At 55.9% G+C, this 20,018-nt stretch carries 19 protein-coding genes and 1 tRNA gene; 7 read left to right on the forward strand and 13 right to left on the reverse strand.

The features are described from left to right. Nucleotides 1–385 precede the first annotated feature (385 nt). Entirely contained in the window at nt 386–568 is a 183-nt protein-coding gene (locus CLV88_RS13775; protein WP_106608998.1) for a hypothetical protein, read from the reverse strand. A 179-nt stretch (nt 569–747) separates the two neighbouring features. Between CLV88_RS13775 and CLV88_RS13780 the strand changes: the two genes are divergently transcribed. Further along, nucleotides 748–1,914 carry an alpha/beta hydrolase gene (locus CLV88_RS13780; RefSeq protein ID WP_165798897.1) on the forward strand — a complete coding sequence of 389 codons (1,167 nt, stop codon included), beginning with the start codon at nt 748–750 and terminating at the stop codon, nt 1,912–1,914. Nucleotides 1,915–2,135: 221 nt separating this feature from the next. Here CLV88_RS13780 and CLV88_RS13785 read toward each other — a convergent pair whose 3' ends face one another. The 3 genes from CLV88_RS13785 to CLV88_RS13800 all read right to left on the reverse strand — a co-directional run bounded on the left by CLV88_RS13785 (nt 2,136) and on the right by CLV88_RS13800 (nt 5,879). Next, nucleotides 2,136–3,299 (reverse strand): tyrosine-type recombinase/integrase, encoded by a 1,164-nt coding sequence (locus CLV88_RS13785; protein ID WP_106609000.1) that lies wholly within the window; start codon nt 3,297–3,299, stop codon nt 2,136–2,138. Nucleotides 3,300–5,148: 1,849 nt separating this feature from the next. After that, nucleotides 5,149–5,358: a hypothetical protein gene (locus CLV88_RS13795; RefSeq protein WP_106609002.1), complete on the reverse strand. Its 210-nt coding sequence runs from the start codon at nt 5,356–5,358 to the stop codon at nt 5,149–5,151. Nucleotides 5,359–5,804: 446 nt separating this feature from the next. Continuing rightward, a tRNA-Thr gene (locus tag CLV88_RS13800) sits at nt 5,805–5,879 on the reverse strand. 86 nt (nt 5,880–5,965) lie between these two features. On the opposite strand from CLV88_RS13800, the gene CLV88_RS23035 reads away from it, so the two are divergent. The 4 genes from CLV88_RS23035 to hisD all read left to right on the forward strand — a co-directional run bounded on the left by CLV88_RS23035 (nt 5,966) and on the right by hisD (nt 9,250). Next, nucleotides 5,966–6,136 carry a hypothetical protein gene (locus CLV88_RS23035; protein ID WP_165798898.1) on the forward strand — a complete coding sequence of 57 codons (171 nt, stop codon included), beginning with the start codon at nt 5,966–5,968 and terminating at the stop codon, nt 6,134–6,136. Beyond that, the gene (gene murA / locus CLV88_RS13805) at nt 6,136–7,404 is read left to right on the forward strand and encodes a UDP-N-acetylglucosamine 1-carboxyvinyltransferase (RefSeq protein ID WP_106609003.1); all 1,269 of its coding nucleotides are present in this window, start codon (nt 6,136–6,138) and stop codon (nt 7,402–7,404) included. The genes CLV88_RS23035 and murA overlap by 1 nt, the downstream gene beginning before the upstream one ends. Next, the gene (locus tag CLV88_RS13810) at nt 7,401–7,880 is read left to right on the forward strand and encodes a DUF2948 family protein (RefSeq protein WP_279338354.1); all 480 of its coding nucleotides are present in this window, start codon (nt 7,401–7,403) and stop codon (nt 7,878–7,880) included. The genes murA and CLV88_RS13810 overlap by 4 nt, the downstream gene beginning before the upstream one ends. 68 nt (nt 7,881–7,948) lie before the next feature. Beyond that, nucleotides 7,949–9,250: a histidinol dehydrogenase gene (gene hisD / locus CLV88_RS13815; protein ID WP_106609004.1), complete on the forward strand. Its 1,302-nt coding sequence runs from the start codon at nt 7,949–7,951 to the stop codon at nt 9,248–9,250. A gap of 102 nt (nt 9,251–9,352) precedes the next feature. Here the strand turns inward: hisD and CLV88_RS13820 are convergent, their stop codons facing one another. The 4 genes from CLV88_RS13820 to dgcN form a co-directional block, all read right to left on the reverse strand. After that, nucleotides 9,353–10,213 carry a D-amino-acid transaminase gene (locus CLV88_RS13820; protein WP_106609005.1) on the reverse strand — a complete coding sequence of 287 codons (861 nt, stop codon included), beginning with the start codon at nt 10,211–10,213 and terminating at the stop codon, nt 9,353–9,355. Nucleotides 10,214–10,258: 45 nt separating this feature from the next. Then, nucleotides 10,259–11,074: a hypothetical protein gene (locus CLV88_RS13825; RefSeq protein WP_106609006.1), complete on the reverse strand. Its 816-nt coding sequence runs from the start codon at nt 11,072–11,074 to the stop codon at nt 10,259–10,261. A 73-nt stretch (nt 11,075–11,147) separates the two neighbouring features. After that, the gene (gene dgcA, locus CLV88_RS13830) at nt 11,148–12,110 is read right to left on the reverse strand and encodes an N-acetyl-D-Glu racemase DgcA (protein ID WP_106609007.1); all 963 of its coding nucleotides are present in this window, start codon (nt 12,108–12,110) and stop codon (nt 11,148–11,150) included. Between the two features lie 70 nt (nt 12,111–12,180). Continuing rightward, nucleotides 12,181–13,182 (reverse strand): N-acetyltransferase DgcN, encoded by a 1,002-nt coding sequence (dgcN, locus tag CLV88_RS13835; protein ID WP_106609008.1) that lies wholly within the window; start codon nt 13,180–13,182, stop codon nt 12,181–12,183. A gap of 285 nt (nt 13,183–13,467) precedes the next feature. Between dgcN and CLV88_RS13840 the strand changes: the two genes are divergently transcribed. Then, on the forward strand, nt 13,468–14,427 hold the full coding sequence (locus CLV88_RS13840) for an L-malyl-CoA/beta-methylmalyl-CoA lyase (RefSeq protein WP_106609009.1): 960 nt from the start codon (nt 13,468–13,470) through the stop codon (nt 14,425–14,427). An 81-nt stretch (nt 14,428–14,508) separates the two neighbouring features. Beyond that, nucleotides 14,509–14,976, forward strand: a complete 468-nt coding sequence (locus CLV88_RS13845; protein WP_106609010.1) for a DUF302 domain-containing protein — start codon at nt 14,509–14,511, stop codon at nt 14,974–14,976. Between the two features lie 8 nt (nt 14,977–14,984). Here the strand turns inward: CLV88_RS13845 and CLV88_RS13850 are convergent, their stop codons facing one another. The 5 genes from CLV88_RS13850 to CLV88_RS13870 all read right to left on the reverse strand — a co-directional run bounded on the left by CLV88_RS13850 (nt 14,985) and on the right by CLV88_RS13870 (nt 20,002). Further along, the gene (locus CLV88_RS13850) at nt 14,985–16,064 is read right to left on the reverse strand and encodes a GlxA family transcriptional regulator (RefSeq protein WP_106609011.1); all 1,080 of its coding nucleotides are present in this window, start codon (nt 16,062–16,064) and stop codon (nt 14,985–14,987) included. A gap of 81 nt (nt 16,065–16,145) precedes the next feature. Beyond that, nucleotides 16,146–16,952 carry a 5-deoxy-glucuronate isomerase gene (gene iolB / locus CLV88_RS13855; RefSeq protein ID WP_106609012.1) on the reverse strand — a complete coding sequence of 269 codons (807 nt, stop codon included), beginning with the start codon at nt 16,950–16,952 and terminating at the stop codon, nt 16,146–16,148. A 5-nt stretch (nt 16,953–16,957) separates the two neighbouring features. Then, a complete protein-coding gene (gene iolE, locus CLV88_RS13860) occupies nt 16,958–17,881 on the reverse strand; it encodes a myo-inosose-2 dehydratase (protein WP_106609013.1) in 924 nt (307 codons plus the stop codon). A gap of 22 nt (nt 17,882–17,903) precedes the next feature. Next, complete coding sequence (gene iolG / locus CLV88_RS13865) at nt 17,904–18,905, reverse strand: inositol 2-dehydrogenase (protein WP_106609014.1); 1,002 nt, start codon at nt 18,903–18,905, stop codon at nt 17,904–17,906. A 161-nt stretch (nt 18,906–19,066) separates the two neighbouring features. Continuing rightward, the gene (locus CLV88_RS13870; protein ID WP_106609015.1) at nt 19,067–20,002 is read right to left on the reverse strand and encodes a DMT family transporter; all 936 of its coding nucleotides are present in this window, start codon (nt 20,000–20,002) and stop codon (nt 19,067–19,069) included. Nucleotides 20,003–20,018: the final 16 nt, after the last annotated feature.

The raw sequence follows: 20,018 nt of genomic DNA on the forward strand, positions 1-20,018 counted from the left end.
TTTGTCCGTATAAAACGTCCGCGTCCGGTACTTCATGATCAACACTCCATCTTTCCAAAAAGATTAAAGTGTTGCGTCGACCCGTTGAAACCGCACACGCAATGAAGACCTTAGTGCAGGACGCCGCTAACGGCAGGTTTGAGCCCAGTGTGACCGATGCTGCAAAATGGGTGAATGGCCGCAATAGGTCTCCCAATGAAGTCATTCAGTCGTTTTCTTGATGCAGGAGTGAAAACCGCCGAGACGTTCTACTTGGAAAATGGCCAGTTCCCCAGAAACCGTAGAATTGTCTGTGAAGACGCTTTTCGGCTTCTGGGGTCAGGGCCGATTCCATAGTCGAGAACTGGCCAGATCCTCAAATCGGCACACTGTATGAAAGATCTCATCAGGCCCCTGAAGTCCTTAGAAACCAAAAGGGCAATGAGAAGCTGCGCCGCTTTGGCATTGCCGCCGTGGCCAATGCACGCGCCTGATCTGCGCGTTCCTGACGACCGATTTTGATGTAATGGGCTGTATCTATTGACCCATCCGGGCGGCGTTTGATGTCTGGCGTTTCATTTTGTTGCATTGCGAGAACTCCTCATTTGTCCTGACACCAATGGACTTCAATCGCGCCGCCAAAGCTTGAAGACGCCCTTTAGAACTCCTTGCCATTTCAATATTTCTGCCCTGCCGGGGACCAAAGTCCTTGAGTATCGGCGTCATTTGCCCGTTCAATGTGCAATGGCATATGAATTCGGAAACTGCTTGATCGACCCTGATAAACACCTTTTTGAGTACGACGGGTTCCCGGTTCACCTCGAACCACAAGTCTTTGATCTGTTATTGTTACTTGTCGATCAGAAGGGTCGGCTGGTGACCAAAGACGACCTTGTCCAAACCGTTTGGCAAGGGCTAAACGTGTCTGACGCCACAATAAGCGCACGGATCAACGCCGCACGAAAGGCCGTTGGTGACACCGGGCGGGTGCAAGCCATTATCAAGACGGTCCATGGCAGAGGCTTTCAACTGAATGTCGAAGTGAAGGCAGTCGCAGCCTCCGCGCAAACGCCCGATCTTTCGCGCTCTGATACGCAAAACATCAAATTTACCCGATCTTCCCGCGGTGCAAGAATTGCGTTTTCCAAGAGCGGGAATGGCCCGCCACTGGTTCGGGTCGCCCATTGGCTTTCGCACTTGGAATTAGATTGGCAAAGCCCCGTCTGGAGGCCATTGATCGAAACGCTCGATTGCAAAAACACGCTTTACCGCTACGATCAAAGGGGCACTGGACTGTCCTCACGCGACCTTGAGGGCGCAGAAATTGATGCCTTTGCCGACGACCTAAAGGCCGTTGCCGACGCCAATAAATTGGATTGCTTCCCGATCTTTGCAGCATCCCAAGCCGTCCCGGTGGCGATCCGCTTTGCCCAAAGGTTTCCCCAACGGGTCAGCGGATTGGTTTTGTACGGCGGGTATGTGAAGGGACGCGCATTGCGCGAAGCGGCACAGGGCGACATTGATGAAGAAACTGTTCTGGGCCTCATCAGGGCGGGGTGGGGCAAGGCGGACAGCCCATTTGTAAATGCGTTCTCGACTCTGTTCATGCCGGACGCCACGCCCGCGCAATTGGCCAGTTTTGTGAAGATGCAAACTGAAACGATATCGCCGGAAAATGCCGCTCGATTGAGACAAATAATTGACCGGTTTGATGTTTCAGAATTATTAGCGTCCATTCGTACGCCGACGCTGGTCATTCATGCGATCTCGGACGCGATGCAGCCTGTCGAACAGGGACGAATACTCGCAAGTGAAATTCAGGGCGCAAGATACGTTTCTCTTGAAAGCAGGAACCATGTCCCACTCCCTCAAGAGGAAACCTGGACTACGATGATGCATGAAGTTCAGTTTTTTCTGGACAGCTTACAGCCTTAATCACGCCGGTCTTATGTCATCAGGGCACTTCACGAACAACTGTAAGCAGACCTCTGGGTCGGTGGGTCGAGCGTCAGCTAAGTCCCACACAGCGGAACTTCGAGTGGTATTTAATGATGACCGCTTTCGACAGTCCCTACCCTCCCAAACATCGACACCGTGCCGACAGCTGCAGTCTAGTTGCTGCTCGCGTGCCTTCAGCACAGCAAAGTTTTCAGGTTTCAGGAACTGTCACCGCCGATCTTCTTACCCATCACGTCCGCTGCCTGCCGCAACGGGTCGTCTGCAAGATGGGCGTAGCGTTGGGTTGTGGAGGGGTTTGTATGTCCAAGCAATCGACCGACTATAGGCAGACTCAGACCGCTGGAAACGAGATGTGATGCATGTGTATGCCGATTGTCGTGGATACGGTAGTTTTGAAGACCTGCAGATGTGGTGACCGAGCTCCAAAACTTCTTCAGATCCTTATACGGTTGGTCCGGAGAGCGTCCCGGAAACAACCAGCGACTTTCAGGATAGTCCCCTGCGCTCATTGCCGAAAGTAAATCACAGGTTGCTGATGATAACGGCAAGTGCTCTCTTCGCTTTTGCTTTGTGTGGTGCGACGGCTTTGTCCAGACCGCGCGGTCCAAATCGAAGTCTTCCCATTTTGACTTCAGCACTTCGCCGATCCGTGCGCCTGTCAGGAGCTGCAGGCGTATAGCGTTGGCTGCAACCTGATTTGGATGCTCTGACAGAACCACCAATAGCCTTTGTAGCTCATCGTCTGACAACCAGCGGTCCCGCTTTTCCTCAGGGAACTTTTCTATACCGCGCGCGGGATTGTCAGTTCGCATCCCCCAGCGTACCGACAGTTGGAACATTTTTGAAGCAAGCGCGAGCGTTCGATTGGCCTGATACGGAGTGTCGCGCATCTGGTTGTGAAGCTTCTGAACATGCTGATGCGTTACTTCAATAACTTTAAGATCCCCAAGCTTGGGGAGAATGTATCTGTCCAGCATCGACCGATCATTCCGAACGCTACCGGGACGTTTCTTTGGCTCCGCATGTTCGGTCATATATTGCGCGGCAAGTGAGTTCACCGTTGGTGAATGCCTAAGCGTTTGAGCATCCGCGACAGGGTCTCCGCCACGCACCACGTCAGCAAGAAGAGCGCGTGCAATTTCGCGGGCCGCGCCCAATGACAAGGTTGGCCCATATCGCCCAAGTGTCTTGCGTTTCGACCGACCGGTTTGTTTGTTGCGATATTGAACTAAGAAGCTTTTGACACCGGTCGTTTTCACGCGGAGTCCAAAACCAGGCAAACCGTCGTCCCAATAGATCATGTCCCGGTTTGTTGCTGAAAGGCGATCGACGCTTGATTTTGTTAATCTGACGTTGGGCATGGTGCTTCCAGATGAATAGGGTAAGCATAGGGTAAGCAAAGTGCAGTGAGTTGGGAAGGGCCTTATAGAAATCTCAGAACGCAAAAACTCCTGTTATTTAATAAAATATACTGCCCAATCGAATTGACTACAATGCTATCGAAAATGGGGTAATAAGACTTTTAATCAGTGGGTCGTAGGTTCGAATCCTACACGGCTCACCACTGAATCCGTGTTAATGAATGACACGTGATCATTCCTTTACGACAAGGTTCTTTTCTTTTCTGCGTTAACATTTCGATAACGCGAGCAATCTCCGCGAATAAGATAAGTGCCGACTTCAGGAACCACGTAGCCAAATTTACGGCAGCTGATTAACGGTTTTTGGCATGAGGTTCGTGTCAGTCGTACACTTTGCTCCACATCGACACCAGATATGCAGGGAACACTTGTTTGATGGTTGCGATATTCTACTCCATCTGCGGGCGGTGCGGTTTCTGTGTAGCGCAGGTAATCTATAAAAAAGAGATACCTTACTTGCGCCGGACTTCAATATCACTTGCCTAAGCCCTTCTGATGAACCTTACGTATGAAGAACCCGACTAGAACTGGGGCCAGAGGCTCTGTGAAGGTGCCTTCGTCTTTCATCTGCGTCTCGACACGGGAGCTGGCCGCGCGCCGAACCCTTCGGGATTGGGGGCGGCAAGTAAGAGGTGAAACACCGCTGATCTTCTTTCTTATTCCTACGGGTCTCGTTGCCGAAGAAATTGTGGGGGATGCACTTGTTAGTGGGGTCATTTGATTGTTGCTCGAAAGGCTTTGGACCTATTGGAAAAGATGACGCCAGCGGAACCAGATCATGCCCAAGCGTCGAACTCTTAAGGCCCACGAGCGGAACGAATTAGAACAGTTCCCTTCGCGCAAAATCCTACACAACGTGAAGTTGCCGCTCTGGTCAAGGAGACCAAAAGCGATCTACAAGAGCTCGCGACACCGCGTTCTAAAGAAACCTTCATTGTTCGTAGAACCATCGAAACCGGGGGGAAACACGCAACCTTGTCTATCCAGAAGGACGATTACGCGCGGTTCATGAGCGTTTTAACTTTCACTTCAATAAGATTGTTCAACCAAGCTACTCGATGAGTCCGAGGAAACACCGGTCATAGCGTGACAATGCTGCCGCACACCTTGAGGCAATCCAATGCCTCACACAGGATATCAAGCAGTTCTATCCATCAACCTCTCGCAGCAAGATCCGAAAATCTCTCATTGAGCAGTTTGGCATAGCAGGAGACGTCGCTGGATTAATTGCCCATGTCGCGACCGCTGACGACAAGGCTTGCTTTGGCTCGCCGCTTACGCCAGTTCTCGCATCGCTTGTCCCGCGACCTATGTTCAACGCAATTTCAGACCTATGTGAAACACATAACTTAGCATATACTGTGTGGGTCGATGATCTAACCCTTTCGGGAGACGCAATAACTGGACAATTTGTCTCAGAACTTCGTCAGATTATCGCATCAAATGGCCTGCAGTCTCATAAATTGGCTTACCGGACCGAAAACAAGGCAGTTTTCACAACAGGTGTCGGGGTTGTCGGAAGCAACTTGGTGGTACCCAACAGAACCGAGCTAAAGTCGAGAGATCTATGGCGAGAGTTCAAAAATGCTGCATCTCTTGTTGAATTGGATACCGCATCAGCTAGGCTGCTTGGTCATCTGGGCGGGATACGTCGCAATTTTGGAAAAGCTTCCCCACGTGGACAAATACTCCCTTGTGAGATGAATGCGATCCGACAAAACGTGCGAAAGCATTCCGGCTCAATTCGGAACGCCTTGCTGCTGAAACAGCGGGACTTCGTCAACTGACGCTAGAAGAGCAGGTAGAGTTCTCCAAACGCCGCTGTGCGGCCTTTCGAAACCGCGACGGTGGGCACTTCTGACGAGCCAGGATCCATCGTTAGTATCTTGACTGCCAAGTATACTGTTAGCTGGTTTTGCGGTGCTATGGCCTGTTTGGCCGGCAGCGCAACGGAAACGGACAATATCGTGGAAACTACAAACAGTGTTTTCAATTTCATGATTGCGTCGGGCCGGTTGCTGTTCTCCGAAATGTAAAACAACGAAACGTAACTTGATCAATTTCTTTGTCAGGTTGGGCGCGCTCTGCTTGCCAAAGCAATCAGCTTTCCTCCAAATCAAATGGCACAACAAGTGATCAAACAACCGAACACAATTCCAGTGGGGTAAGCTTGGTCTGTCCTCGATATAGTTATGATGTTTAACGGCGGCCTTTGATGGGCCACAAAACGGCATCCGTCACTCTTGGCCAATGCCGCAGTTGGGCGGTTGTCCCAATTTCCAGCATAAGCATAAAGAGGATCGCGGACTTTAGTGCGGATTGCAGCATCGTCCCGTATGGGCGCTATAGCCCAATTTGCTGCATTCTGCGTTAATGTTTGTGAGGCCATTCTGGGTCAGTTGTGACGAAAAGGTCGAAACCTTTTAGCGTTCAACAAGTTTTTTGTGGTGCTGCTGGGGAGGATTGAACTCCCGACCTCACCCTTACCAAGGGTGCGCTCTACCACTGAGCTACAGCAGCGTACCGTGGCGGCGGATGTAGCTCCAAAGCGCGAAGCTTGCAACCCCAATCTGGACCCTTTTTTACACGTCATGTAAGGAAAGGTTATGGAACGGAAATCGCAAGCCCCCTCTAAGCCCAAAAAGGCCCAAACCCGCGAAGATCGCCTTAAGGCGGCGCTCAAGGCGAATATGGGTCGTAGAAAGGCACAAGCGCGTGCACGTGCGGAAAAACAACCGGGGCCGGATGAGGCAGACAGCAGTAAAGGGCAGGACTAATGGATTCGATAGTAGTGCGCGGCAATGGGCCGCTGAACGGGCAGATCCCGATCGCCGGGGCCAAGAATGCCTGCCTGACACTAATGCCCGCGACGCTTCTGAGCGAAGAACCGCTGACGCTGACCAATGCACCGCGCCTTAGCGATATTAAAACGATGAGCCTTTTGCTTCAGTCGCTGGGCGCTGAGGTCACAAGCCTGCAGGATGGCAAGGTGGTGGCGATGTCGAGCCACAACCTTGATAACCACGTCGCAGACTATGATATCGTGCGCAAAATGCGTGCCTCAAACCTTGTGTTGGGGCCGATGCTGGCGCGGCTGGGGCAGGCCGTTGTCTCTTTGCCGGGCGGCTGTGCCATTGGCGCGCGTCCAATGGATTTGCACATTCATGGGCTAGAAGCGTTAGGCGCAGAGATTGAGCTGAAAGAAGGCTACCTTCACGCAAAGGCCCCAAAGGGTCTGAAGGGGGCGGTGATCGAGCTGGCCTTTGCTTCGGTTGGGGCCACGGAGAATATCCTGATGGCGTCAACATTGGCCAAGGGCACAACCGTGATCAAAAACGCCGCGCGCGAGCCTGAGATCGTTGATCTGGCAACCTGTCTGCGCGCCATGGGGGCCCAGATCGACGGTGACGGAACGTCCGAGATTACCATTCAGGGCGTTGACCGCCTGCACGGTGCAACCCATCCCGTTGTCGCGGATCGGATCGAACTTGGCACCTACATGCTTGCACCTGCGTTTTGCGGTGGCGAGGTTGAACTGCTCGGTGGTCGGCTTGATCTGGTGACGGCGTTTGTCGAAAAACTGCACGCCGCTGGGATCGACGTGAGCGAGACCGAAAACGGGCTGAAAGTTGCCCGCAAAAACGGACGGGTCAAGGCCGTGGATGTCACCACCGAACCTTTCCCCGGTTTTCCTACTGATTTGCAGGCGCAGATGATGGCGCTCTTGTGTACAGCCCAGGGCACGTCGGTTCTTGAAGAGAAAATTTTTGAGAATCGCTTTATGCACGCACCTGAACTGGTGCGCATGGGCGCTTCTATTGATGTGCAGGGCGGCACTGCGACGGTGCACGGGGTTGATCAGCTCAAGGGGGCGCCAGTGATGGCGACCGACCTGAGGGCCAGCGTATCGCTGATCCTTGCCGGGTTGGCGGCCGAAGGCGAAACCATCGTTAACCGCGTCTACCATCTGGATCGCGGCTATGAGCGGGTCGAGGAAAAGCTGGGCAATGTCGGCGCCCATATTGAGAGAGTGAGAGAATCGTGAACGAAGACGCACGTTTTGAAGACGGGCGCGAGGCGCCTTTGAACCTCGGCGCAATGGACGATCAGGATGTTAAAATCCTGTCCACCCTTGTTCAGGACGCGGTGTTCCCGGCAACCGAAATGAAATGGCTCCCGAGCGAGCGCCGCTTTGCACTTTTGATTAATCGCTTTCGGTGGGAGGATCTGCCCGCCGCCGAGCGTCGCAAGCGCGCAGTTGAACGTGTTCAGTCGCTGCTGGTCGTGGACAACGTGTTGCGCGTGGCCAGCCAGGGCATAGATCGACAGGATGCGGACACGATTCTGTCTGTGCTCACCGTGACCTTTGAAAAGGGCGATGATGGCGCTGGCTTTGTCGAACTGACCCTTGCCGGGGATGGCGGTATCCGACTTGAGGTCGAGGCGCTGGAAATGACATTGAAAGACGTCACACGCCCCTATGCCGCGCCGTCTCGCAGCGCGCCCAGGCACGACGTATAGCGCAGTGATTGCGGGGCGTCTTGCCCCTCCTGTCGGGCGAGGGTATTCAGCGCTCAAAGGAGAGCACGATGCCCCAGTTTCTGAACGCCGCCGATCCAGACTTTGAACCCCGCTTTGCCGCCCTTTTGGGGGCCAAGCGCGAGGATAGTCCAGACGTGGACGCGGTTGTGGCTGGTATTATTGCCGACGTCCGCGCGCGTGGCGATGCCGCTGTAATCGAGCTGACGGCCAAGTTTGACCGGCTGGAGCTGACACCTGAAACTTTGGCCTTTTCCCAAAAGGAAATCGACGCATATTGCGCACAGGTAACAGATACGGATCGCGCCGCACTGGAACTGGCCGCGGATCGCATCCGTGCTTATCACGCCCGCCAAATGCCCGAGGATCAAAGCTGGACCGACCCCAGCGGCGCGACATTGGGCTGGCGCTGGACGCCCGTGTCAGCGGCGGGACTTTACGTCCCCGGCGGCCTCGCTTCTTATCCGTCCTCTGTTCTGATGAACGCTATCCCGGCCAAAGTTGCCGGGGTCGAAAGGCTGGCCATCGTGGTGCCAACACCTGACGGCGTTGCTAACCCGCTCGTGTTGTTGGCTGCGCGGTTGGCTGGTGTGGATGAGGTGTATCGCATCGGTGGCGCACAGGCGGTGGCAGCGCTGGCCTACGGAACAGAAACCATCGCACCCGTGGACAAGATCACTGGCCCGGGAAATGCGTTTGTTGCAGCCGCGAAACGACGTGTCTTTGGCAAGGTAGGTATCGATATGATCGCTGGGCCGTCCGAAATTCTGGTGATCGCCGACAAAGACAACAATCCGGATTGGATCGCACTGGACCTTCTCAGTCAGGCAGAACATGACGAAAGCGCTCAGTCTGTGCTGATCACGGATAATGCCGAATTTGGCAGTGCCGTTGCCGAGGCCGTGGACAAACGATTGGAAACGTTGGAACGTCGCGCCATTGCAGGCCCAAGCTGGCGCGATTTTGGCGCGGTGATCACAGTGTCGGATCTGACCCAGGCCGCCACTTTGTCCAACCGCATGGCACCTGAGCACTTGGAACTCTGTGTGGCTGACCCGGACGCGCTGGCCCGTGACATCACCCATGCCGGCGCAATCTTCCTCGGCCAATACACGCCAGAGGCCATAGGCGACTATGTCGGCGGACCAAACCACGTCCTGCCCACGGCACGCTCAGCACGGTTTTCTTCCGGCCTGAGCGTTATGGACTTTGTCAAACGCACAACCCTGTCCAAAATGACGCCAGACGCGCTGCGTGCCATAGGCCCAGCGGCAGAGACTCTAGCAATTTCCGAAAGCCTTGAAGCGCATGGGCTCAGCGTCCGCGCACGTCTGGATGCGTTGAACGAGTAGTATTTCGAGTGTTCCGGGCACAATGATAGAGCAGGCCCGCTCTCTTCATCTTGCCGGAAATACTTCGGGGGTGGAGGGGGCTGGCCCCCTCCGAAAGCGTCCTCAAACTGCTGCGGCGCGGCTTTCTTCGAGATAGATCTCGCGCAGACGACACGCAATTGGCCCAGGCGTGCCATCTCCCAACGCAACACCGTCAATTTCAACAACCGGCATCACAAATGCACTGGCCGACGTGGTAAACGCCTCATCCGCCTCTTTGGCCTCGTCGATGGTGAACAGGCGTTCTTCGATTTTCATCTGGGCTTCTTCGGCCATGCGCAACACCGCCTTGCGGGTGATCCCATGGAGAATGTCGTTTGACAATGGGCGGGTCACGATGGTGCCGTTTTTGACAAAATACGCGTTGTTCGACGTTCCTTCAGTCACATACCCGTCCTCGATCATCCAAGCGTCATCGGCACCGGCCTTCTTGGCCATCATTTTGCCCATCGAAGGGTAAAGCAACTGCACTGTTTTGATGTCGCGGCGGCCCCAGCGGATGTCGTCGATGGAAATGATCTTGGCACCTTTCCGGGCCGCGGGACTATCGGCCAATCCGGGCTTGTTCTGGGTGAACAGCACGATGGTTGGCGCCGTGTCTTCGGACGGAAACACAAAATCGCGATCGCCATCTGACCCGCGCGTCACCTGCAGATAGATAAGCCCTTCGTTGATCTCGTTCAGCTCCACCAACTTGCGATGGATGTCCAGCAACTCGTCCTTGGTACAGGGCTCCGCCATGTCCAGCGCATCCAACGAGCGTTTCAGGCGCACAGCGTGCCCTTCAAAGTCGATCAGCTTGCCATCAAGCACGCTTGTCACTTCATAGACCGCATCAGCCATCAGGAAGCCACGGTCAAAGATCGAGATTTTGGCATCGGTTTCAGGCAAGTATTCGCCGTTGACATAAACGGTGCGGGTCATGGGCAGGGTCGTCCTTTTGGTGTGTTTCGATTGCGGTTTACAGGATCAGCGCGCGGCTGCAAAGCGCGCGTCTCCAGCCAGCAGCATTGCCTTGCGCTTCTTGTTGATGGAAGAGGCCCAGGTAAAGCGCACCTGGCCATTTTCGATGCTGTCAATATAGAGGCAGCGATTGCCAATCGGATTGCCGTTATCCCATCTGGCGTCGAACAAACAGACAAGACCATCAGGCGTTGCGATCCAGCTTTTGAAATAGCTGACCAAAATGCCGCTGTTGGCAACACCATTCTGTTCACCGCCATTGGGGGAGAACCACAACAGAAACGGGCGGCTTGTCTTTGTCATTAATGTCCGATTGGTCAGCAGGCGTTCCAGATTGGCATCACGGGCCATGGAATTGCGCAGGGCGGGGTTTTTCTCGAATGCATTATATGCCGCCTTTGCGGCGTCTTTGTTGCCTTTGAATGCGCCGGGGGCATAGCCAAAAACGGCAGGGGCGGTTTTGGCATTGATTGGTTTATAAAGCGCCGTGACGGTTTTGGTTTTCACCACCGCCGGGGCGACGATCGTGCCATCGACGGCAAACAAAATGCAATCGCGCTGGCCTTTGCGCATGAACGAACGGCAGAACGACATGGCGCGTGCCGCCGCTTTGTCCTTGCTTGCAAACCCATGTGATCGCCCCCACGCACCGTCAGGGGACACCGCAAATCCAGTGTGTTTCTTTTGCGATTTCTGCTCCTGAAATTCGGCGCTTTGCTTGTTTGTCAGGACCACAGTCCAAATGCCCTGCGCATCTTTGGCAAAGGCGACCGGGGCACACGCCAAAACCAAGGCTATGGCAAAAGAAAACACGGTCTTCACGGGTCAATCTCCTGAATGAACGAACCGCAGATTAGCGAAGCAACACGCGCGCGGCCATAAGCAGTTCACCATCCTATCCCCAAAGCGCGGTACGTGGCGGATGCACACCTTTGTCGTCAAAGGCAAGCGGGGCCTCTCGGTCTTCGGCGAGGAGCAGCGGGCCGTCCAAATCGGTGATCAGCGCGCCCTGCGCCACCAGCGTTGCAGGTGCCATCGCGAGCGAGGAGCCGACCATGCAGCCCACCATAACCTTGTATCCCTCAGCCAGTGCCGCGTCACGCAATGCAAGCGCTTCGGTCAGGCCGCCGGTTTTGTCGAGCTTGATATTAACCACATCATACTTGCCCTTGAGCTTTGGCAGACTGCTCCGGTCGTGACAGCTTTCATCGGCACATACAGGCACCGGGCGCTCCATGCCCAACAACGCGTCGTCCTCACCCGCGGGCAGCGGCTGTTCAACCAGCGCAACCCCAAGCCGCACAAGATGCGGCGCGAGTTCGGCGTACACTTGCGCTGACCAGCCCTCGTTTGCATCCACGATGATGGTCGAGTTGGGTGCACCGGCGCGCACAGCCTCAAGGCGGGGCATATCGTCGGGCGTGCCCAGCTTGATCTTTAGCAACGGACGAAAGGCATGCTTGGCCGCCTGTGCCTGCATCGCCTCGGGCGTGTCGAGAGACAGCGTATAGGCGGTGATCTCAGGGCCCGGCACTGGCAAGCCGGCCAAGTCCCACGCGCGCTTTCCCGCCTTTTTGCACTCCAGATCCCACAACGCACAGTCCAGCGCATTGCGCGCCGCTCCGGCGGGTAGCTCAAAAAGAGACTGCCGCGTGATATTGCCCGTGACCGCCATGATCTCGTCCGTCACGCTTTCCAGCGTTTCATTGTAACGGGCATAGGGCACACATTCGCCCCAGCCAGATGCGTCGCCATCTGTGACACGTACAGTGAGCACCTTTGCCTCGGTCCGAGAGCCGCGCGAGATCGTGAAAACCTGTGCGAGCTTAAAGACGTCAGGCGTGACAGAAATGTCCACGGGAATACCCTTTCATTGCCTCCGAAACACCCCGGAGGGGCCGGGGGGATGCCCCCGGCATTGGTCTGTCTTACAGCGCGGCCAGCGCATCTACCAGCTTGCCCGCACCAAAACGGAACGGATCTGTCGCAGGCAGGTCCATACGCGCTTCCAACTCCGCCAGATAGGCTTTGGCGTCGTCTTCACCCATGTGCTGGGTGTTGACCGAAATGCCAATGATCTGACAGGCAGGGTTGGCGCGCCGTGCCAGCGGCAAAGCAACATCGCGCAGCTCTTCCAGGCTGGGTAGGTCGTATTCGGGCAGGCCGCGCATGTGTGTCCTTGTTGGCTCATGCGCCAGAACCAGCGCGTCGGGTTGTCCGCCATGGATCAACGCCATTGTCACACCGGAATAGGACACGTGGAACAGGCTGCCCTGACCCTCGATATGATCCCAATGATCGGCGTCATTATCCGGTGTCAGCCACTCAACCGACCCGGCCATGAAATCGGCAATCACGGCATCCAGTGGCACACCGTCGCCAGTGACCAGAATACCGGTCTGACCGGTCGCGCGGAATGTCGACTTCATGCCGCGTTCGCGCATTTCGGCGTCCATGCACAGGGCTGTATACATCTTGCCCACGAAACAGTCGGTGCCTACAGCCAGGCAGCGCTTGCCGGTACGGGTCTTGCCGTTGGCAATCGGATAGTCGACTTCGGGAACACGAACATCATGCAGGGTGCGGCCGGTGGCTTCGGCAACGGCCACCAGGTCAGGCTCGTCGCGCAACAGGTTGTGCAGGCCGGAGGCAAGGTCAAAGCCTTCTTCCAGTGCCATCACCAGCACCTTTTTCCACTCTTGGCTGATTACGCCACCACGGTTGGCCACCCCGATCACCAGCGTCTTGGCACCTGCTTCGCGCGCTTCGACCAGCGACATGTCATTCAGACCCAGATCAGCGCCGCAGCCTTCCATGCGGAACTGTCCAACGGCGTTTTCGGGGCGCCAGTCCTTGATCCCAATCGCGACTTTCGCGGCAAGCTGGTCGGGTGCATCGCCCAGAAATAGCAGATACGGTGTTTCAATCATGGCGCATTTCTCCTGTCATCTTTCGGAGATTCTTGCTGAAATTGGGCGCAATGTCCTCTCAAACTGAACAAGTTTGACTCCCATAGGGGAATAATACCGCGTCGATAGCGGCAACATTGAAAGATTCTTTCAATAAGTCACCTAATCTGCCGTTTTGTTTCCATTCGCGGAATCACTCCGCATCGCGGCAATTTTGCTGCATCTGCAAAATTGGCTTGCGGCTTGCGGCGTAATTTAATAACCCTCTGCGAGACACAAACGTAATTTCCTTGCTTGGAGTAAGACATGAGCTTCCGCATCCAACCTGCCGCACCCGCCCGCCCAAATCGTTGTCAGCTGTTCGGCCCGGCCTCTAACACCAAGCTGTTTGCCAAAATGGCGGCCTCGGCAGCCGATGTGATCAATATCGACCTCGAAGATTCCGTGGCACCAACAGACAAGGACATGGCCCGTGCCAATGCGATCGAGGCCATAAATACCGTCGATTGGGGCACAAAGACGGTGTCTGTACGCATAAACGGGTTGGACACGCCCTATTGGTATCGCGACGTTGTCGACCTGATGGAGCAGGCAGGCGAGCGTTTGGACATGATTATGATCCCAAAGGTAGGCTGCGCCGAAGACATCTATGCGGTTGACGCATTGGTCACTGCCATTGAACGTGCCAAAGGGCGGAGCAAACCGGTGGCTTTTGAGGTCATCATCGAATCTGCGGCGGGCATTGCCCATGTCGAGGCGATTGCGGCCTCCTCGCCACGGTTGGAAGCAATGAGCCTTGGCGCGGCGGATTTCGCAGCGTCGATGGGAATGCAGACCACCGGCATCGGCGGCACACAGGAAAACTATTACATGATCCGCGAAGGGGCCAAGCATTGGTCGGACCCTTGGCATTGGGCTCAGGCGGCGATTGTCGCGGCCTGCCGCACACATGGCGTGCTGCCTGTGGATGGCCCATTCGGTGACTTCTCCGACGATGACGGATATATCGCGCAATCCAAACGTTCGGCCACTTTGGGCATGGTGGGCAAATGGGCCATTCACCCCAAGCAGATCGCGCTGGCAAACGAAGTTTTCACCCCGTCCGAAGAGGCCGTAACCGAAGCGCGCGAAATCCTTGCCGCAATGGAAACCGCCAAGGCCAATGGCGAAGGCGCAACCGTCTACAAGGGGCGGCTGGTGGATATCGCATCGATCAAACAGGCCGAAGTGATCGTGGCTCAGGCTGAACTGATCGCAGCCAGCTGATCAAGTGACGCAACTTTGATTTGGCATCCGCGCCAAACACGCGGATCGTAGGGCGGTACCTCTTTTGAAAGGGACCGCCCTATGCGTTTGTTTGCCTTATTTCTCGCCTTCACCACCGCCATGCCCGTCTTGGCCCAAGAGATCACACCGCGCGAGGGTTGGGTCGTAATCAACACCGACAAATCCCACGAAACCCTGCTCAGCGATCTGCGTGCTGCCGTTAAAGCCAACAAAATGGGCGTGGTGACCCAAGCTGGCCCCACCGGCGTTGCGCGCAATCGCGGGATCGAGATCCCCGAAAACCGGGTTGTCGGCGTGTTCAACAACGACTTTGCCGTCAAGATACTCGCCACCTCAACTGCCGCAATGATCGAGGCTCCGATCCGGTTCTATGTCACCGAAAACCCTGACAAAACCGCAACCCTGTCATGGAAAACCCCGTCCTTTGTCTTTGCACCCTACATGGGCGAAGGCGGCGCTTCGCTGAAAGAGCTGGCGCGCGCCTTGGACGAACGCTTTGCCAAAATCGGGCAGGGCGCGGCACACTGAACCCGTCGCTAAGCGCGCCCGTTTTTCCGAGAGTTCTTCTGCGCGGTTGCCTGTGTTGGTGTGCGCCCGTAGACTTTGCGATAGGCTTGCGACAGTGACGATGTGGATGCAAACCCGCATGCAATGGCAACTTCGGCCAGCCGCAATTTTGTTTCGGTAATCATGATATGCGCGCGTTTTACCCGGATCGTTCGATAGAACTTTGCCGGAGACTGGTTCAGATGCAGGTTGAACAACCGTTCCAACTGCCGAGGAGAGACGCCAACCTGATTGGCGATCTGGCTGATTTGCTGCGGTTCTTCGGTGGTGCGCTCCATAATGGCGATGGCCTGCCGCAACCGTTTTTCCAGAAAGTTCTCACCGCCGCTGATCCCCTTGGGTTGGTCCCGTTCAAATCCGCGTACGTTTTCGATCAGCAGCTGATTGGCCAATAACCCCAGCGCGTCAGGCTCCACCAAATCGGCAATCAAATGGATGGTCGCTTCCATGACATAGCTTTCACCTGCGCAGGTCATCACACCGTCATGCACCTCTCCCAGCCGCGTGGTCAGTTCACCGCGAAACCCGGCTTCGGTCAGGATCGGCATGTCGCGCCAATGGGTCGTCAGGGTGACGTCAGGATGGTCGACAAATTTGATATATTGGCTGGCCGCTTCAGAAAACAGCATCACGGGGCGTCGGTCGCGTCGCATGGCACGCACCCTTTTTGGCCAGCTGCCAAATGCCGCGCAATCCGCGCCACCAACCACGATCAGACAGTCAGATAGCAAATGATCAGCAATCGACGGTTCGGTCCGCACCAACAGCGTATCGATGCTCGACACCAGCCCCGGTGCATCGGATGTGATGCGCCAGGAAAAGCGCCCATCGTTCAGGATGTCATTGGCAGTTCGTAATACCGTCAGCACACCCGACAGCTCCAGATGCGAAAATCCGGGCTGAACATGAATCTCGAACGTTACCGGGCTGTCTTGGTCCCCACGCAATCCAGAGCGGTTTATCTTAAAATCGACCATTCGATATACCAGCCCTTTCAAAGCGAGATCCGGAGTGGCCGGATGCGCATTGGTCGCATCAAATGACCCCATCAAGGTCAATCGGCCTGTTGGAGCCGCTTTAAGCCACAAACTGCCTGCGGGTTTCAATCAAGTTTTTGGGTGCAGTCGGGGTTAGCTGTCCCGCTCCATGATCCACTCAACCTCGGGCGCCGGTACAAAACGCCATTTGCGCACCGGGCCTGCCATCACGTTAAGGTAATACATCTCAAACCCATAAGGCGCACCGCAAGGGTGGTGCCCACGTGGCACACACACCACGTCACCATCCTTAACAGCCATGGTTTCATCCAACTGCCCGTCATCGGTATAGACCCGTTGAACACCAAACCCATCCGTCGGGTTCAGGCGGTGATAATAGGTTTCCTCAAGGTACGTGATACGCGGAAAATCATCCTCGTCATGACGATGGCTGGGGTAGGATGACCAATGTCCATTTGGCGTAAACACTTCGGTCACCAAAAGACTGTCGCAATAATCCTCGTTTTCCATCGCAATGTTATTGATGTGACGCGTGTTCACGCCCTTGCCCCGCTCGGTCAACGTGATGCCATCCGGGCCAATCCGGCGGGCCTCGTGCCCGCCTTTACCGGGGGCCGCACACGCTGCGATCACGCAATCGGTTTCGGCCACCGCGTCCCAATCGCTGCCATTGGGCAGGTATAGGCAATGGGGCGGCGTCTTTTCGAACACGTTCATGCGGTCGCCCAGTACACCCCAGTCCCGACCGGCACCCGTGATCCGCGCCTTGCCTTCGACTATGACAAGGATCACCTCGTTGTCGCCTGTGGCCTCGGCCGCCGTGTCGCCCGCGCGCAAGTGATACAGGCCAAAGCCGACGTAACGCCACCCGGCAGATGCGGGGGTGATGTCGTGCACTTTGCCGCGTGTACCAAACGGCTTTTTCAAAAGATCGGCCATCGCGCTTACTCCGCTGTCTTCAATGTGGTGTCGACCATCAAGCCCGATTTGCCACAGATGTTCAGGATATGATCATACCCCAGCTTGGAATAGTCAAAAGGATCGGCCTTGGCGGGGTTCTGTTCCGCCTCAACAACGATCCATCCCTGATAGTTCATCGCCGCCAACCGATCAGTGATCGCCTGAAAATCAATGCATCCTTCCGGGTCGCCCGGCACGGAATAGACACCGGCAGCGACACCATCAAGAAAGCTGCGATCCTGCGTCTGGACCCAGTCGAGCACGGGCTGGCGCACGTCCTTGAAATGAACGTGATGTACCCGGTGCCCCCATTTGTCCAAAACCGCCAGCGGATCGGCTCCGGCAAAATGCAGATGCCCGGTATCATAAAGAAGGGTCAGCTCATCGCTCGACCCATCCATCAGCCAATCGATATCCTCGGCGTCCTGCACCATCGCCCCCATGTGGTGGTGATAGCTCAGCTTAACACCTTGATCAGAAGACCATTTCGCAAGCTCCGACAGCTTTGCACCATAGGCCATCACCTCGTCCCGGTTCAGCTTGGGGCGGCGGGACACGGGCGTGCCCTGATCGCCCTGAATGGTGTTAGAGCATTCGGCATAAACGACGCAGGGCGCGTTCAGCGCCGCGAACTGTTCCACCTGTTCGCGGATCGCGTCGCGTTCCTCAGCCAGAGAGGCAACCATCAGATTGCCGGAACACCACCCACCGCACAGCGCCACGCCATAGCGATCCAGATAAGCACGAAGCCCCTCTGTATCCGCCGGCATCCGTCGGCCTCGCTCCACGCCAAGATAGCCGATCTTGCCGGCATCCCGCATGGCCCCTTCGGTGGTGTAATCCTTGGTCAGCTCAGGCAGATCATCGTTCTGCCAAGCAATCAGGGAAATCCCGACTTTCACGCTCATCTCTCTCGCCCCCTGCCGGATGCTAGCCGAATTCCGCTACGTCGACCACTCGACGTTCCGCCACGGATGTCACCGCCGCTTCGGCCAAGATCAGCGACATCAGCCCGTCCTGACCACTTGGCGTTGGGGCGGCATTGTCGCGAATGGTGGCGACAAATGCGGCGATCTCGGCGGCATAGGCTTCGGTATAGCGGGTCATGAAAAAATCATGCAGCGGCGGGCGGGTATAGCCGGTTTCATTAGCCACCTCGATCGACACCGGGCGCTGGTTTTCAGCTGCGGCCAGACCCTTTTCGCCAAACACCTCAATGCGCTGATCATAGCCATAACTGGCGCGGCGTGAGTTGGTGATCGTACACTGGCGCCCGCTGGCTGTGGTCAGGATAACCGAAGCCGTGTCAAAATCACCGTGATTTGCCACCTCAGGATCAACCAGAACCGAGGCGCTGGCCTGAACCGAGACCACCTCTTCACCCAACAAAAAGCGCGCCATGTCGAAATCATGGATCGTCATATCGCGGAAAATCCCGCCTGAGACGTCAATATATTCCATCGGCGGCAGGCCAGGATCGCGCGAGATGATGGTGACCTGCTCGACCTTGCCCAATGTGCCCTGATCCACCCGCGCCTTGAGCGCGCGGAAATGCGGGTCAAACCGACGATTAAAGCCTAGCATAAGCGTCGCGTTCTCGGCTTTGACCACGTCCAGGCATTCGCGCACCCGCGTAATGCTCAGGTCGATGGGTTTTTCGCAAAACACGGCTTTGCCCGCCTTTGCAAAAAGTTCGATCAGATCGGCATGTGTGTTGGTCGGGGTGCAAATGATGACCCCATCGATTGTCGCGTCGGCGGCAATATCTTCGATCCCTCGCACAGCGCATCCGTATTGATCCGCAACCGCCTGTGCGGCTTTCTCAAACGCATCGGCAACTGCCACCAGTTCCGCGTCCGGATCATACCAGATCGCTTGTGCGTGTACTTTGCCGATACGTCCGGCACCCAAAAGAGCTATCTTGGCCGACATGTTTGTTCTCCCTACAAAAGTCGCCGTTTTCCAGATTGTCGCGCGCTGCGACCCACCTGCCTAAGCCGTCTAAATCCTCTTGGAGCTGTTACGCAAGGCCCCGGCGTTCTCCGCCGAATGCCCTTTGCCGCTCCTCCCCTTACGCCCCGAGAACCGCGGTACTATTTTTTCCTTAGTGCCTGTGACACACGGAATGCACCGGGCGCAAAGCCACGGCTGCGTGTGCGCAGCACCGGCGTGTTATCGGACGTGCCCGCGAACGCCTCGCGCACCACAACATAAAGTCCGCTTGTGATGATAATACCTGCGCCAATCAGCGTTTGCTGATCCACGGATTCGCCATACAGAAAGTAGCCGAAAAAGATGGCCCAGATGATCTGGGAATATTGCATCGGGGCGACAATGGCCGCGTCACCAACCGTGTACGCACCCACAAGACATAATGCGGCGGCAAAACCGAGCAGCGCAATGATGCCCATCGCCGCCAGATCAATCAGCGGCATGGGTTCATAAACCAGCCACAGCCCGCCGCCCATCACCGCAAACGTCGCCGCCAGCGGAAACAGCATCATGACAACACGCCGCTCTTCGCGACCAATCTTGCGGGCAATGATCGATTGCAGTGACGCAAACAGAACCAGCCCAAACGCCGCCAGATGCCCAAGGCCCAGTTCCGCCGAACCGGGGCGCACCACGATCACAACACCCACCAGCCCAACCAGCACCGCGCCAGCCCGATGGATACCGACTTTCTCGCCCAGAATTGGGATTGCAAGAATGGTGATCAATAGCGGCACAGTAAAGAAAATCGAATACGCCTGGGCCAGCGGGAGCGTCGAGACAGCGTAAAACCCACACATCCCGCCCATTGCCATCGCAAAGGACCGCAGCGCGACCCACCACGGATGCACCGGGCGCAGGTTGCCATACGTGGGGTCCCGCACCAGCATCAACGTGACCAGTGGGAATGACAAAAGACTGGTGAAAAACAGAATTTGAATTGGCGAGTAAATCCCACCAAGGTAACGCACGACAATATCATGCGTTGAAAACAGGGCAAATCCTGCCAATCCAAGGAGGATGGCTTTCAAGCTCATGATGCAATTCCGTCAG

This window comes from Shimia abyssi (genome assembly GCF_003014475.1).
Taxonomy (GTDB): Bacteria; Pseudomonadota; Alphaproteobacteria; order Rhodobacterales; family Rhodobacteraceae; genus Shimia; species Shimia abyssi.